The 14,850-nt window shown below is 57.1% G+C and carries 16 protein-coding genes; 14 read left to right on the top strand and 2 right to left on the bottom strand.

The window, feature by feature from the left end; all coding sequences use genetic code 11:
• Positions 1-46: 46 nt before the first annotated feature.
• On the top strand, positions 47-1,885 hold the full coding sequence (gene ilvD, locus VC212_RS02830) for a dihydroxy-acid dehydratase (RefSeq protein WP_055853423.1): 1,839 nt from the start codon (positions 47-49) through the stop codon (positions 1,883-1,885).
• Positions 1,886-2,265: 380 nt separating this feature from the next.
• On the opposite strand, the gene VC212_RS02825 is transcribed toward ilvD, so the two are convergent.
• Positions 2,266-2,703 carry a tyrosine-type recombinase/integrase gene (locus tag VC212_RS02825; protein WP_323514549.1) on the bottom strand — a complete coding sequence of 146 codons (438 nt, stop codon included), beginning with the start codon at positions 2,701-2,703 and terminating at the stop codon, positions 2,266-2,268.
• Between the two features lie 400 nt (positions 2,704-3,103).
• Here VC212_RS02825 and VC212_RS02820 point away from each other — a divergent pair, with 400 nt between their 5' ends.
• The 9 genes from VC212_RS02820 (at position 3,104) to VC212_RS02780 (ending at position 10,512) form a co-directional block, all read left to right on the top strand.
• The gene (locus tag VC212_RS02820; protein ID WP_323514550.1) at positions 3,104-3,610 is read left to right on the top strand and encodes a hypothetical protein; all 507 of its coding nucleotides are present in this window, start codon (positions 3,104-3,106) and stop codon (positions 3,608-3,610) included.
• A gap of 80 nt (positions 3,611-3,690) precedes the next feature.
• On the top strand, positions 3,691-4,035 hold the full coding sequence (locus VC212_RS02815; RefSeq protein WP_323514551.1) for a hypothetical protein: 345 nt from the start codon (positions 3,691-3,693) through the stop codon (positions 4,033-4,035).
• Between the two features lie 193 nt (positions 4,036-4,228).
• Entirely contained in the window at positions 4,229-4,612 is a 384-nt protein-coding gene (locus tag VC212_RS02810; protein WP_323514552.1) for a DUF1579 family protein, read from the top strand.
• A gap of 2,012 nt (positions 4,613-6,624) precedes the next feature.
• Positions 6,625-6,894: a hypothetical protein gene (locus VC212_RS02805; RefSeq protein ID WP_323514553.1), complete on the top strand. Its 270-nt coding sequence runs from the start codon at positions 6,625-6,627 to the stop codon at positions 6,892-6,894.
• A 751-nt stretch (positions 6,895-7,645) separates the two neighbouring features.
• On the top strand, positions 7,646-8,104 hold the full coding sequence (locus VC212_RS02800; RefSeq protein ID WP_323514554.1) for a hypothetical protein: 459 nt from the start codon (positions 7,646-7,648) through the stop codon (positions 8,102-8,104).
• A gap of 44 nt (positions 8,105-8,148) precedes the next feature.
• Entirely contained in the window at positions 8,149-8,688 is a 540-nt protein-coding gene (locus VC212_RS02795) for an HAD family hydrolase (protein WP_323514555.1), read from the top strand.
• A 69-nt stretch (positions 8,689-8,757) separates the two neighbouring features.
• Positions 8,758-9,075, top strand: coding sequence for a ribonuclease E inhibitor RraB (locus tag VC212_RS02790; RefSeq protein WP_323514557.1), 318 nt, complete (start codon positions 8,758-8,760; stop codon positions 9,073-9,075).
• Positions 9,076-9,155: 80 nt separating this feature from the next.
• The gene (locus VC212_RS02785) at positions 9,156-9,422 is read left to right on the top strand and encodes a hypothetical protein (protein ID WP_153066000.1); all 267 of its coding nucleotides are present in this window, start codon (positions 9,156-9,158) and stop codon (positions 9,420-9,422) included.
• Between the two features lie 874 nt (positions 9,423-10,296).
• Complete coding sequence (locus tag VC212_RS02780; RefSeq protein WP_115512835.1) at positions 10,297-10,512, top strand: DUF4287 domain-containing protein; 216 nt, start codon at positions 10,297-10,299, stop codon at positions 10,510-10,512.
• A 37-nt stretch (positions 10,513-10,549) separates the two neighbouring features.
• On the opposite strand, the gene VC212_RS02775 is transcribed toward VC212_RS02780, so the two are convergent.
• Complete coding sequence (locus VC212_RS02775) at positions 10,550-10,795, bottom strand: hypothetical protein (protein WP_323517941.1); 246 nt, start codon at positions 10,793-10,795, stop codon at positions 10,550-10,552.
• 95 nt (positions 10,796-10,890) lie between these two features.
• Here VC212_RS02775 and VC212_RS02770 point away from each other — a divergent pair, with 95 nt between their 5' ends.
• The 4 genes from VC212_RS02770 to VC212_RS02755 all read left to right on the top strand — a co-directional run bounded on the left by VC212_RS02770 (position 10,891) and on the right by VC212_RS02755 (position 14,671).
• Positions 10,891-11,385, top strand: coding sequence for an N-acetyltransferase (locus VC212_RS02770; RefSeq protein ID WP_323514559.1), 495 nt, complete (start codon positions 10,891-10,893; stop codon positions 11,383-11,385).
• A 405-nt stretch (positions 11,386-11,790) separates the two neighbouring features.
• A complete protein-coding gene (locus VC212_RS02765; protein WP_323514560.1) occupies positions 11,791-12,657 on the top strand; it encodes a hypothetical protein in 867 nt (288 codons plus the stop codon).
• 242 nt (positions 12,658-12,899) lie between these two features.
• Entirely contained in the window at positions 12,900-13,286 is a 387-nt protein-coding gene (locus tag VC212_RS02760) for a YfeK family protein (RefSeq protein ID WP_115515070.1), read from the top strand.
• A 989-nt stretch (positions 13,287-14,275) separates the two neighbouring features.
• A complete protein-coding gene (locus VC212_RS02755; protein ID WP_323514561.1) occupies positions 14,276-14,671 on the top strand; it encodes a DUF1801 domain-containing protein in 396 nt (131 codons plus the stop codon).
• Positions 14,672-14,850: the final 179 nt, after the last annotated feature.

Here is a 14,850-nt window from a genome sequence, read left to right as displayed (position 1 = left end):
GCTCTAATTGCCAGCCACCGCTCGCTGATCAGTCGTCGACATCGCCATGCCCGAATACCGCTCCAAGACCTCCACCCACGGCCGCAACATGGCCGGCGCGCGCGCACTTTGGCGCGCCACCGGCATGCAGGATGGGGACTTCCACAAGCCCATCATCGCCATCGCCAATTCCTTCACCCAGTTCGTGCCCGGGCACGTGCACCTGAAGGATCTTGGTCAGCTGGTCGCGCGCGAGATCGAGCGCGTCGGCGGCGTGGCCAAGGAGTTCGACACCATCGCCGTGGACGACGGCATCGCGATGGGCCACGACGGCATGCTGTATTCGCTGCCCAGCCGCGAAATCATCGCCGACTCGGTCGAGTACATGGTCAATGCGCATTGCGCCGACGCGCTGGTGTGCATTTCCAACTGCGACAAGATCACCCCGGGCATGTTGATGGCCGCGTTGCGGCTGAATATCCCGACCGTGTTCGTCTCCGGCGGCCCGATGGAAGCCGGCAAGACCAAGTTGTCCGAACATAAACTCGATCTGATCGACGCCATGGTGATCGCTGCCGACGACAGCGCATCGGATGAGAAAGTCGCCGAATTCGAACGCAGCGCCTGCCCCACCTGCGGCTCGTGCTCGGGCATGTTCACCGCCAACTCGATGAACTGTCTGACCGAAGCGCTGGGCCTGTCGCTGCCGGGCAACGGCACCGTGGTGGCCACGCATGCCGACCGCGAGCAGTTGTTCCTGCGTGCGGGACGCGTGGCGGTGGAACTGTGCCACCGCTGGTATGGCGGCGAAGATCCCACCGCACTGCCGCGCGGCATTGCCACCTTCGAAGCGTTTGAAAATGCGATGACGTTGGACATCGCCATGGGCGGCTCGACCAATACCATCCTGCATCTGCTCGCCGCCGCGCAGGAAGGCGAAGTACCGTTCGGCATGCGCGACATCGACCGCCTGTCCAAGCGCGTGCCGCAGCTGTGCAAGGTGGCGCCGAATACGCCCAAGTACCACATCGAAGACGTGCATCGCGCTGGCGGCATCATGGCCATTCTCGGCGAGCTCGCACGTGGCGGCCTGCTGCACACCAACGCAGCCACAGTGCATGCACGCACCCTGGCCGACGCCATCGCGCAATGGGATGTCACCCAGACCGGCGATGAAAAGGTGCATACGTTCTACAAGGCCGGACCGGGCGGCATCCCCACGCAGATCGCCTTTAGCCAGGCCACGCGCTGGGACAGCCTGGATACCGACCGCAGCGACGGCTGCATTCGCGATGTCGCCCACGCGTTCTCGCAGGAAGGCGGCCTCGCCGTGCTGTACGGCAATATCGCCCGCGATGGCTGCGTGGTGAAAACCGCTGGCGTGGACGAATCCATCCATGTCTTCGAAGGCAACGCCCGCGTCTACGAAAGCCAGGATTCGGCGGTCAAGGGCATTCTTGCCGACGAAGTCAAAGCCGGCGATATCGTGGTGATTCGCTACGAAGGCCCCAAGGGCGGCCCCGGCATGCAGGAAATGCTGTACCCCACCAGCTATCTCAAATCCAAGGGCCTGGGCAAGCAATGCGCCCTGCTCACCGACGGCCGCTTCTCCGGCGGCACCTCGGGCCTGTCGATCGGCCACGCCTCGCCGGAAGCGGCCGCAGGCGGCGCGATCGGTTTGGTGCGCGATGGCGACAAGGTCCTGATCGACATCCCCAATCGCTCGATCAATCTGCTGGTGTCCGACGAAGAGCTTGCTAGTCGTCGCGCCGAGCAGGACGCCAAGGGCTGGAAGCCGGTGGAAGTGCGCCCGCGCAAAGTCACCACGGCGTTGAAGGCGTATGCGTTACTGGCGACCAGCGCGGACAAGGGCGCGGTGCGGGACAAGGCGTTGTTGGACGGCTGAGATAGCTCCGAGCCAGGCCCATGCCGTCCGCAGCCGCGGCCGCGGCCGTGACCAACTGCACTCCCTAGACTTACGAGGACTTACGAAGGCTTACGGAAAAACCACCCTGCGCCCTTCCCCCGCCTGCGGGGGAAGGTGCCCGAAGGGCGGATGGGGGCAGCCACGCGATCACGCGACAAATCAGACGAACCTAAACCGCGCCCACTGCAAAGCACCCTGCAGAACTTCCCTGTAAGGGTGACGCCGGCCAATCCGGCAGTTGCGTGGATCCACCCACTGGCGCGGACACCGAACGGATATTGCCAACCATGGCGCGGCATCGGCATGGGGACACTTGCGCGCTACCGCATGCGACAACACCACCCACCGGCCACAGGTCATCACTCCCCCGCGCGGAGCAGCAGCATCCGCTCGCATTGCTGCATCATCGCCGCGCGCAGACTGAGCGCCAGTGGCACCAGCCCGTCGCTATCACCCCCGCCGTCGCGCACCACGATCTCGTTGCGTGCCACATCCACATTCTTGATGCGTAGGCGCACGCATTCCATCAAACGCATGCCGCCGACGTAGAGCAGTGCCGCCATTAGTGCGTGACGCCCTTCCATCCGCGCCAGCACCGCCATGACCTCCGCCTCACTCAAGACCGTAGATAACCGCCGCGGCCGCTTGGCCCGCTGAATCTCGTCCATCCATGGTAAATCGCGTTCCAGCACCTCGCGATAGAGAAACAGCAAAGCGGCCAGCACCTGATTCTGCATCGAAGGCGCCACATGATCGCGCGCCGCCAGCAGAGTCAGCAACGCTTCCACTTCGCGCACTCCCATCGCCTATGGATGGCGTTTGCCGTCGGCCAGGATGAAGCGCCGAATCCAACCAACATAGGCATCCTCGATGCGCTTGGCACGGCCCTGCCGCCGCAACCGATCGCAGACGCGATCCAGAAACCGAGCTGGTCGTCGCCCGCTAGGCGCTGCCGAAGACGGTTGCCTGGCGCCCGATGCAGACCAGGAGATTGAAGCCGTTCGGTCGGAATGATACGGTCGCATTCAGATGAGTCGCGCAAGGGGATCCGACATACTTATGTATCGTGGTCACGCACCACGATCGGGATACCGCGTTGATAAGACTGGGATTGCACTGGATGGGGAGGTCAGAAATTACGTACTACACCCCGGTGCTACGCACTTTTTTAACTTCGAATAGTTGTTAGGCCTCCTTATGGATTCCAGCGACCTGTTGACCACTCTTGAGCGCCATCTCCGAACGAAGAACGATATAGAGATGCTTTTACTCAAAGGGCACCTTATTCTCGAGCAAACTTTGAACCAGATGCTGTTGTGTTACTTCGAGGATGAAAAAGCTATCAGTAGCCTCAACCTCATGTTCACAAAAAAACTGGACCTCTTCGAGGCACTATCGGGAAGACCGAGTGGATTCGAGGAGGAGATAGCCCATCTGCGTGAGATAAACAGGATCCGCAACAAGCTTGCCCATCAACTGGATTTCACCGGCATGCATGCAGATCTGAAATGCTGGGCTTGTGGTGTCGTTGGCTACACGCCAAAATCGATAGACCGTAAGCAAACCTATCGCAATACGCTCTTAAAGGCCTTCTATCTACTCACGGGGATGCTGTCTGGCATGGCGCGAGGGCGCCGGGACGTGATGCGAGCAGAGAGGTCTAACAATTCATTCAAGCCGAAGCCGCTTCGCGGCGCGGCTTAATTCAGGCGTTAGGCGACATGCGGAGATATTGCTCGGTCAATCAGGTTCTTGGTCAGCTCGCTGAGGCTAACGAGCGAGCGATGTCCATCGAGGGCATTCTGCAATTGCAGCCAGAAGGCTATCAGTTGCTCCACTACCCAAAGGCCGAGAGGTTGACGGCCGCCGATGGATACAATGAGCCTTATCAAGCCGCAGTATGGGTCGGGTTTGGCAGCGGCTCGCTTCAGCCGAACTCAATTGCTCTAACTCGCTGGGAGGGTAAACGTGTTCGCATCCAAGGCTTCGTGCGCACCATTGCATCGTTACCGTCGTTCGCTGGGTTTGGGCAAGGCGGCTTCGGGCCAAACGGTCTCTGGCCGATCCAGATTGAGCCCTATAGCGTTCAGCGAGTTACGGCGGGTGAACGGCGCGAAGATGTCGCCTAACAATTCATTCAAGCCGACGCCGCCTCGCGGCGTGGCTTAATTCAGGCGTTAGCACCCAGAGAAAGATTTGATGCGGCTTGTAGCAATAGCTGGTTTGTTGATGATCCTTGTAGCAGGCACTCTGCGTGCTCAAGAGCACCCAAAGATCCCCGAACGACCAGCAGCCCTAAGGGCGCTGGATGGTGATTGGCTCATGTCCGGCGATGTAATGGGTAAGCCGGTCACCTATCGGATGGTCGCCGGGCCTACGCTCCAGGGTGCCTTCACCGAAATCCACATGAATGATGTCCAAGTGCCTTCTGAGTATGAGGCGCGTGTATTAATTGGGTACGACGCGGAAAGCAACACTGTCATTACGCACTGGATGGACAGCTTTGGCGCCAAGTATTCAGTTCCGCATGGAACGGGAAACGTCACGGAAACCTCGATTCAGTTCACAATCCCCTACGAGGATGGCGCCTTCCGGGACACCTTCACTTATAGCCCTGAGACAAATACTTGGCTATTCGTCCTTGAAGCATCACAACCGGATGGCACATGGAAGCACTTTGCGCGCTACAGCGTCCGCCGTCCATAGCTGAGTGCTAAGAATTCATTCAAGCCGAACCCGCTTCGCGGGCCGACTTAATTCAGGCGTTAGGCCTACCGAGCATGACTGATCCAACTACGGAACAAGTGTTTGCCTATCACAAGGCTACTGGCTGCCCAATTAGGCTCGCCCAAAACACGCTTCGCGCAATGGAGCCACTCCTTAGGGAGCGCGTACTGATAGCGATCCAACGACCCAAGCGGCAGCGCGGTTTGGTGGATCCCATACAGGAGGATCCACATGCCGGCCCTCTAGTTTCCGCTTCAGCGGAGGAGGCCAGGGAGTTGGCTCAACATGCCGGTCACATCGGCAGAGGGAGCTGTCATTTTATCTGGCGTGAGCAGGCTAGAATCTTGCTTGAGTGCCACAATATTGTGTGGTTCTCGCCAAAGCAGATGAACCCTCACACCATCTATGACTAGATGGGCTAACAATTCATTCAAGCCGACGCCGCTTTGCGGCTCGGCTTAACTCGGTTGTTAGGCCCAGGCACCACAATGCTCGTTCGCACCTTTCTGGTCATGCCCACTCGTCCATGCAGATTCTGCTTTGCGCTGCAAGATGACAGCGTGTTCGCAGACTTTAATGTGGACGAGAAAGGCCGGTTATTTCTGGTCAGGATTTCTTTTGATGGCTACGGCTGCTGCTACCCTAGTTGGAGCAACCGGGCGGTGAAAATGCCTATCGATGATTCTCAGAAGTTAGTTTGGCTTATAGAGGCCGGTGAGCTGACTCAGCCAGTTGTTTCCAGCCTCCTCAGGTCGTACTTCGTCGCGTGTGGCGAGTCAATCTGGGTAGACGCTTTACAAGAACACAGATTGGTTTGAAGGTGAAGATGGACGGACAGTCCAGGCCTAACAACTCATTCAAGCCGAAGCCGCTTCGCCGCTCGGCTTAATTCAAGCGTTAGGCCGTGGTAGAGCAAATGCGTTGGTGGTTGCCGCTTCGGTGAGTTCGCAGGCGTGCTTGCGGTTGGCTCCGGACAGCAGTCATGACCGTTTCTGGTTGCGTTAAGTACGGTGCTTCGCCTTGGCGAGTCGTTCCCGCGCTGCGCTTGGTGCAGTTGGCATCGGCGGTATCAGGCGCCGCTGCATCACTGGGCAAGCTCCATCCCGCAAGCTGTGGCACACTCGGTCCATGCGGCAGTGCTGGGGAGCAGGGTTGTACCAATCAACCTCTGCGGCCACTCATTGCCTAACAACTCATTCAAGCCGACACTGCTTCGCAGCGCAGCTTAATTCAAGCGTTAGGCCGCTAATTCAACAATGTCCACCTTGCAGCTCATACCACTTACTCTCGTCATAGCAGGATTTGTTGGCGGCGCCATCATTTCAGAGCTGTCGCTTCGTGGAGTCGCAGCGGAGACCAAAGGCCAACTCCTTTCAGCCTTCACGCTGCTGAGGTTCCTGCATCTTTTAGCAATCGCAGCTATTGTTTTGGCAGGCTTCTTCTATCACGCCCCTGTTTGGTGGCTTCTCGCGGCGTATTTCGGTATGGCGACGTTAGTTGCCATGGCCAGACTCCGCAGATTGCCCCTCACTAGCCGCCTCCGTAACTTGCAGGTTGCGTCAGTTTTCTCTGTGTTCGCGAGTGCAGTCGCTGCTGCTTCATCGCATTCTCTGCTGGCCGCAACCTAAGGAACCTCTGAATAATTCATGGCCCAGTGAGAGAGATTTGCAATCCAGGCTAATCACGACAATCGCCGGCACTTAAAATCAAGCACTTGCGCGTGATTTAGTCTGTCCAAGGTATCGATGGGAAACCTATGAAAGAGTTGTTCAGAGCTTCCCTAACAATTCATTCAAGCCGAACCCGCTTCGCGGGTCGGCTTAATTCAGGCGTTAGCTGCTCAGGGGGAGCACGCATGGACCCAAAGCTCAAAGAGCTCGTCGCCCGCACCAATCTCGGGGATCTACTTCAGCCCACAAATCCTTAGATTGACCTAAACCAACCTGTTGAGACGGCGCCCCCCGCCAAAAAGCGAGCCAGTTCGATCGACTGTGGATCCCTTTCAAATCAACTTCGCCACTGCGGACATCGTCGGCAAGCTTCAAGATCCCCGTACGGGCAAGGGCGTAACGACGTTCGCGCTTGTGCTTCTTGGTGGCCCCTTGATGATCTTCTGGATCGGACTGGTGTTCATGGCTTGGACCAGCCCCAATGGGAGCGCCTTCGGCAAACTGTTCGCTTCAGTGCTGGGCTTGGCCATAGCCGGCTTCTGGCCCTATGTCGTTTTCGCTCATCGCCGCAAGCAATCGCAGCGCAGCTAACAATTCGTCCAAGCCGACGCCGCTTCGCGGCGCGACTTAACTCAGGCGTTAGCACAAAGGAGAGCAGATGAAGTACCTATTTCTAGTATCAGCAGTGCTTTTGTCTGGTTGCATTACGACGTCCGGAAGCTACACGGTCACCGCAGCACGGGCCGACGGAACAGCCATGTCCAATTCCATCGTGGCCCAAGGGTCTGGAATTTACACCGCAAGAAATGCATTCTGCCTTGCGCACCCAGGTGCAGTCGTGACAATAGTTAACAACGAGACTAAGAAGGAGCACTCGGCCGAGAGCCCCTACAAGTGCAAATAGCGCTCATCGCTAACAATTCATTCAAGCCGACGCCGCGTCGCGGCGCGGCCTAATTCAGGCGTTAGGTGCCATGCGAAGGGTTCTTGCGGTTATTGCCAGCTTCGTCTCTATAGTTCTCCCGGTTGGCGTCAGCTATGTACTTCGCCCCACGCCGGAGCAGCAAAACCACGCAATGATGTGGCTGCTCCTCGTCGCTGCAAGTCTAGGTGTCTCCACCCTTCTATCTGGGTTCGCCATCTACTACGGTCAAACCAGGTTTCGTGCCCTTCCAGCACCACGCCCTTTGCACCGCAAGCTCGAGCTTGGCGTACTGTTGCTCCCTCCAGTATTGTTTGTGACACTCGTTGCCTCTCGGGTGCTGTCGTCTGGCACCTAACAATTCATTCAAGCCGAACTGGATCCGCCAGTCGGGTTAGTTCAGGCGTTAGGCATTCCAACATGAACCAGCAGCCTGAGACGATCAAACAGCAAGTTCTGCGTGAAATGTCCATCGCAATTTCCCAGAATAACTGGCAGGCCTCATGTGATCTACTGAGCCTTACCCTAACCATCGGCGAGCCAGAAAATCGATCAGACATCCTCAATGAGCTGCTTGTGATGCCAGGGCACGAGCTTCATCAAGAGGTAACCAGGGAAATCCAACTCCTTCGTAGTCCGTCGAGCGTTCGCTACATTCGTCAGGTTCTCGAAGGTGACTTTCAAATGCTTGAGTACACGTGTTCCGAACCAGGCGTTATTGCCAAGTGGTTCAGCCATGCTCTCGCAGACATCAACACGCCCGAGTCCATCGCGCTCATCAAAGAAATCGCCACATCAGGCAAGCCTGAAGTAGCGGAAGAAATGGCATACCGGCTGAGGCGCCTGAACGCCTCACCCTTCCTTCAAGCGGACGCCTGACGGCGCCGCTTAAGTCAAACGTTATGGCCCGCACCCAGCACTGCATGACACTCTTGATTCTAGATCTCGACGAGACACTCATCCATGCAACCGAAGGTTGCCTGGATCGTGATCCCGACTTTGAGGTTGGACCGTACGCTGTGTACAGGCGACCGGGCCTTAACTCGTTCCTGTCTACGGTAAGTTCGCACTTTGACCTAGCGGTTTGGACTTCTTCTACTCGTCTTTATGCGGTGCCGGTTGTCGCGGCAATCTTCCCACCTGACATCGACCTCAAGTTCATATGGTCCCGCGAGCGCTGCACGATGCGCTTTGATCCAGAGCATCAAGACTATGAGTGGACAAAGAATCTTGGCAAGATAAAGCGCCGGGGTTGTCGGCTTGAACAGGTGCTGATGGTAGATGACACTCCCGCCAAACTGGCCAAACACTACGGAAACCTCGTCAGGGTGAAGCCGTTTTTTGGTGATCTAGCGGACCAGGAACTGTTCCGGCTAGGCGAGTACTTGCCCACACTCGCGAAGGCATCAAATGTCAGAAAGATTGAAAAGCGCTTCTGGCGCAAATCCGCTAGTGATTCCTAACAATTCATTCCAGCCGAACCCGCTTCGCGGGTCGGCTTAATTCAGGCGTTAAGCCGTATGGAGATTTCAATGAGCTGGCCAGATGATGCAGATGGGGATGTTTTTCGGCGCCTTGAAGCCGATGGCTTCGATTTCTCCAAACCCTATGCAGTTGATTACAACGTGGACTTTGGGTCTTGGCCTCCTGCTCCATTGGCACTTGAGGTACTTCGTTCTCAGTACGGCGGCATTGAGGTGATCGAGCCAGATGAGGACGGAGATGGGTATGTTCTCTTCCAAGTCATTGGACCCGTCACCTACGCAGGAGTCATTTCCGTTCAGCGCCGCACCAACTCAACAATGCAGCCATTTGGCGGCATCTGTGAGTCCTGGGGAGTCATGCACTAATGCGGCCTAACAACTCATTCAAGCCGAAGTTGCTTCGCAACTCGGCTTAACTCAGGCGTTAGCCGGCAATGGAGCATCACGTGGAGCTGAAAGATTTCATTTCCGAGACCTTGGTCCAGATTGTGGGCGGAGTTGTTGATGCTCGTGCCAAGGTCGATGCGCTCAATGCCGGGGCACGCGTCAATCCGTTCCTTGACCCAATGGCTGACCAGCTCGCCAGACATGGTTTCACGCTTGCGGGCGGTGATGCGGTGCAGTTCGTTGAGTTTGAGGTGTCGATCACAACTAAGGACGTTTCGGGCACAAAAGGTGGCGCGGGTGTGTTCGTCGCACCCTTCACTTGGTAGCAGCGGACAGTCAAGCAGCGAGCAGTCCGGCAGCAGCAAAGTTTCGTTCCTGGTGCCGCTGACCTTGCCATGCGAGCTTGTCGGATAACAATTCATTCAAGCCGAACTGGCTTCGCCAGTCGGCTTAATTCAGGCGTTAGCCCCTAGGAGATTTGGTTATGCGATTTGGATTATTTGCTGGTCTGTTGTTAGCTGCCTCGACTAGTTCTGCGCAGTCGGTGCACGTCTATGATGGGTACTTGAAAGGCGAGACGTATGTGACACAGTCACCTGCCACTCGATCAGCCTATGTAATGGGCGTTGTAGACGGGCTGCTGAGCTCTGGATTCTACGGAGCCTCTAAGGAAGAGGTGCAGAAGGTTCATGCATGTACTTCTGAAATGAGCAGCGAGGCATTGCGAGACGTTGTTGATAAGTATCTGCTGACCAATAAAGATGTCTGGAAAGACCCCATGAATGTTCTCGTGTCGAACGCGCTAGTGGGGGCTTGCCCGGTGATGCGGCCAGGCGGCTAACTATTCATTCAAGCCGACACCACTTCGCGGCGCGGCTTAATTAATGCTTTAAGCCTCACAGGCAATGTCTCGAGTCACCCGATACAGGCTTACTTACCTACTGGTACTAGCGGTGCTGTTGGCTGTTGTGTTTCTTGTCGTCCGCAGCACGGGCGGGAGCAACCTAGTGATGGATCGAAGCGCACCTTAGCGCGCCTGAAATCCTCCTAGCTAGGCCCGCTTGATGAGGCACTTATATCTTTTTGACCTATAGGCGATGCTCTGATCGCCACTTGTCCGACGTCGTGTTGCTGGACAAGCAGGTGCAAGCCAAGCCAGTTATCCTGACCACCCTACTTCTTCAATAGCGAGAACCGTTTGTGACTACGGAAACGAAGGTCAAGGGACCAGCTTCGTACTTCCCCTCCATCGAGAAGAGCTACGGGAAGCCGGTTGCGCATTGGTTCAATTTGCTTGACTCCGTAAAAGACAAAAAGCATATGGAGCAGGTGGCTTTTCTCAAGACCGAACATAAGATTGGCCACGGCCATGCGAATGCCCTTGTGGCCTACCACAAGGCCCAGCGCGATCTCTAAGAGTTTATCGAAGCCAACAGTTCTTTGCGGTGCGAACTCACTCCAGCATTAGGTCAGATGGTAGAGATGGCAGATCTTCCCCTTCGGCGTCCCTGCTGCGGGTAAACAATTTATCGAGCGTGGTGGTTTTGACAACTGCGCTGCGTGTCTCTGGAAGGACGATGGCCAGGATGACGAAGATGCTGATGAGGTCCGGGTTGGCCAAAATAGGCACATCAGCCTTAGCGAGGGACAATTGAACTACAGAGAGTTCGGTGCTTGCTGAAAGAAAGACCTCCTTCATGCACGACCGCCACTTCCCGACGAGATGCTGGCTGTGGGTTAGCAATGCCACTTCGCCGGCCAGCTTCACTCAATCAGTAGGATCCGCGATTCATCATGCGCATTCGACAAGCAAACGCGTCCGATCTCGCTTCGATGTGGAGCATCTTCAAGGCAGTTATTTCAGCGGGTGATGCACTGCCATTCGCTGCTGACTTCGATCTTTCCACGTTTCAGTCGCATTGGTTCACATCGCAGAGGTCTTACGTCGCTATCACTGATGCCGCTGTGTTGGGCATGTATAAGTTTGGGGCCAATTACCCAGGGCCTGGGTCTCATGTGGCCACTGCCACCTATCTGGTGGATCCAGAGGCGCAAGGCCGGGGGGTTGGACGTGCGCTTGTCCAACACAGTCTGACGCAGGCAAAAGATGCCGGCTATTTAGCCATGCAATTCAACTATGTGGTGAGCAGCAATGCGCCAGCTGTGGAGCTCTACAAGAAACTGGGGTTCGCCATCGTCGGTACTTTGCCACAGGCGTTTCACCATCGCCGACTGGGGCTCGTGGATGTCTATGTCATGCACAGGCCTCTGCATGCAGAGGATGCCTGAGGATTCGTCTAGCCAGCCTGTTGGGCAGATCGGTGTGGTGCCATCTTCGGGTCGCCTGCACATCGACGTTGCACACAGGTTGAGTTTGCACGATGCGTGGCGATGCCATCGAGAAGACAACTGGCTGTGGCGGAACTGCAGTTGCTTTCATCGAGGCGCCGCTCTTGTGCGCGTGGCTCACAGACTCCGCAGTGCGCAACCCAACGGTCTCGGCTCCTGCGGCATGCCTCGCCAGGCGCTTTCTGCCAGCCCGGCGCACGCCTGCGCGCTTCGTTACCTGCATCTTTGCGCCGAAGTCCAACAACAAGCATCCACTCCGACGCGAATGGACGGCGACCACGAGCGCGTCACCTGCTCCGTGACAGGTTGGCAAGACGATGCCGCGTCAGGCATGGTTAGTGCCCTGTGTCTGCGCGCCGCTCCATCACGCTTGCACTCGACGCCCTGCCCTGCCATCCACACGTTATTGCCAAGGACCGCATGTTCTCCATCTTCAAGAAGAAAGCCACACCGTTGTTGATCGTTCGAGCAGATGGAAAAGAGTTGTGTCGCGTGACAGAACAAGATCTCCCTTGCGAAATGACGCCTTCAGTGCAGTTGAAGCCTGGCAGCGTGCTGGAATGTGTGGATTCGGCAGGGGACGTGCGCACGTATGAGCTCGGTAGTGCATCTGGATGGTTCCACTTCTCCGTGCGTGTCCATGCCAATCTGGGATGCCAGGTGGATTGCGTCATTTCTGAGGACCAGCAGCTCGCTGCGGATGCGTTTGCGACCGGCAAGGCATCCGGGATCAGGTTTCAGCCGTTCTTTTTGCCGGGCGCAGAGGTCAGCAACTCCGCGCTTGCAGGCAAGGGGCTGTTTGCGCGCGGGCTGCACTATGGCGGCACGGTCACCAGTGGCAATGTGGTGCTGTCCTGTGTGTGCGACCACTGCCAGCGTTCATTCCTGATCCGCTCCTATCACGCAGGGTTTAGCAACGCGGGCTACTTCTACTCGGCATCTGGCGCGTACACCATGACGGTCGACAGCCATCTGCCTGGCAGCCCAGCAGCGCTATCCGAGCCCGATACTGACGCACTTGCCGCACTGGAAAGCTCATTGCCTCTGGCGCCGGACGGGTCGAGCTATAGCTACCTCAACCCCTTCCGCTGCCCGCATTGCTCCATGCCATACATCGATTTCAGAGCGAACCCCGGCTTGCGGGAGAGCGAGTACTACGGAAATTATTTTGATGATTCAACATTGCTGCGCTACGTACCGGCGGATGCCTAGCATTTGCCCTTGATGCGCACAGGGCTGGATTGATGCCGTTAGCCGGACGCGATGCAGTGGCGCGCAGTGATGCTTGCGCACAGTGCATGCCATGCCGATATCCGCGCTATCTCGCAAGACCGATGCTTCCGATCGTTTTGCACCATGAAGTGGGCCGAGCTCTTGATTGACGGTGGACAACGCTCGCCTGCATCGGCTGTTCTACTGGCGAACAGGGTGGCGTCCTGCGCTACCATGTGGTCATGAACACTAAATTTCTTCTTGTTGCACTACTGCTGTGTGCCTCTGCTTCTGCACAAGGTGTTTCGCCGACCACCACACGTGAGGTGGGCCAGCTTTTCAAAGCACTTGAGCAATCCAACTGCGAATTTTCACGCAACGGGTCGTGGTATGCAGCGCCGAAAGCCAGCGAACACCTGCAGCGCAAGTACGAGTACCTGCAAAAAAAGGCATTGGTGACGTCTACCGAGTCTTTCATCGAACTCGCCGCGACCAAGAGCAGCATGTCGGGCAAGCCGTATCAGGTGCGTTGCGGGAACGCCGCGCCGGTATCGAGCCAGTCATGGTTCATTGGCAAGCTACGGGAGTTACGTAAGCGACCCTCGAACAACGACGCCGCGTCCGGCTAGGAATGGCTGACGAAGGCTAGCCAGCAGTTGTCAGTTAGGTGTCCATGCCGCACCGAGCACCGGCCGCGTCCGCCTGGCGGCTGTACGGTGGTTTTGGTAACTGCTCTAAACCACCCGTCCGCGTTTGATCGACCGATCAACATGCAGTGGCAGGCCCAACGCGCTTGGGCGGTTCCAATCGCTCACGCAGTGTTGCCGGCGGGCTTGCGGCACAGGACCGCCTGTTTGACCCCTGCACGGGGCCATGACGTGTCGGTTGCCTGACACGCACACCGGTGACGCACTTTCTCAGCGAACGCTGGGTGGCCGGTGGAGTACGGGCCTACGCTATCAACGCGCCTCCGCATCGGGCATTGATGCTGCGCACAGTCCCGTTGTGAGCGCTGCCGATTACGTGTTTCAGATCACACCAGATGATCTGCGGTTGGCTGCTGGTGTGCCCGAGATGCAGGTCGAACACTGCCGGCCTGGTGCATGCTGCCGATGCGCTTGATACCGAGCCGGATCGGTGCCCGCAGAACGTCAGCTATGGCTGGATCAACGTGAAGGAAGGCGAACGACATGAGCGTCCACCAGTCGGTCAAGCCGAATCAGCGTCGCAAGTCAGCCTTATTCAGAAGTTCGGCAACTGAGTGAAAAGTAGCCCGGACTGAGATGATGATGGAGGATGAACTCCAGAGGTAATGTCCTCGCTTGATCAATCGGTCCGGACAACGCGCGGACGGCTCGCTTCGCGATCTATCGTAGACAAGATAAGGATTGGATGCCTGACGCTGGTAACCCATTCAACAACGCTGCCACCTGGGACCGGTTCGCTACAGATCAGGCTGCTTTGAACGAGGGGCTGCAGGTGGTTCGAGAACATGCTATTGAGTCCCTTGTTGGCTTCCCCAACAAGCATCGACGCGAGTGATGCAGAGGTCTAACAACGTATTCAAGCCGAGTCCGCTTCGAATATCCACTTGGAGCGATTCAAGGGAGAGCGCACGGTGACGGACAAGAAGCGCAAGCCCGCAATGTCTGTGCAGTCCTTCATTGATGCACTCGACCATCCGCTCAAGCGCGAGATTGTTGCGATCAGGCAAGTCTTGCTGGGTGCGGATCCGACAATCTCGGAGGAGATCAAATGGAACGCACCCAGCTTTCGCACCACCGAGCACTTTGCCACCATGCATTTGCGCACAACAACCGCGGTGCAGCTTATTTTTCATCTGGGTGCCAAACCCGGACGGAAGGTTCCAGCAGAGGCTATCGCTGATCCGGAAGGGCTATTGACGTGGCACGGGACAGACCGCGCCTCGCTCAGTTTTTCCGGGGCCGCGGATCTGGCGCTCAAGCATGACGCATTGCTTGCGATCATTCGGCAATGGATCACGCATGTTTAGAGCGGCGAACAAAAGGACTGTGCAGCCGCCGAGTGCGCGCGGCCAGTGCTTGGAATCGGCATGTGCTACTCGCACATTGACGACTGCTCGCTACGTTTTGTTAGAACCTGTTCACGATCTTTCCTGATCAGTGCAGACTATGCGGATGCGCCAAAAGACCTATCCGAGCGACATGAGCC

The organism is Xanthomonas sp. WHRI 8932A, assembly GCF_035012785.1.
GTDB lineage: Bacteria > Pseudomonadota > Gammaproteobacteria > Xanthomonadales > Xanthomonadaceae > Xanthomonas.
The sequence above is the reverse complement of the archived record's forward strand: the minus strand, read 5'-3'. Positions and strand labels throughout refer to the sequence as shown.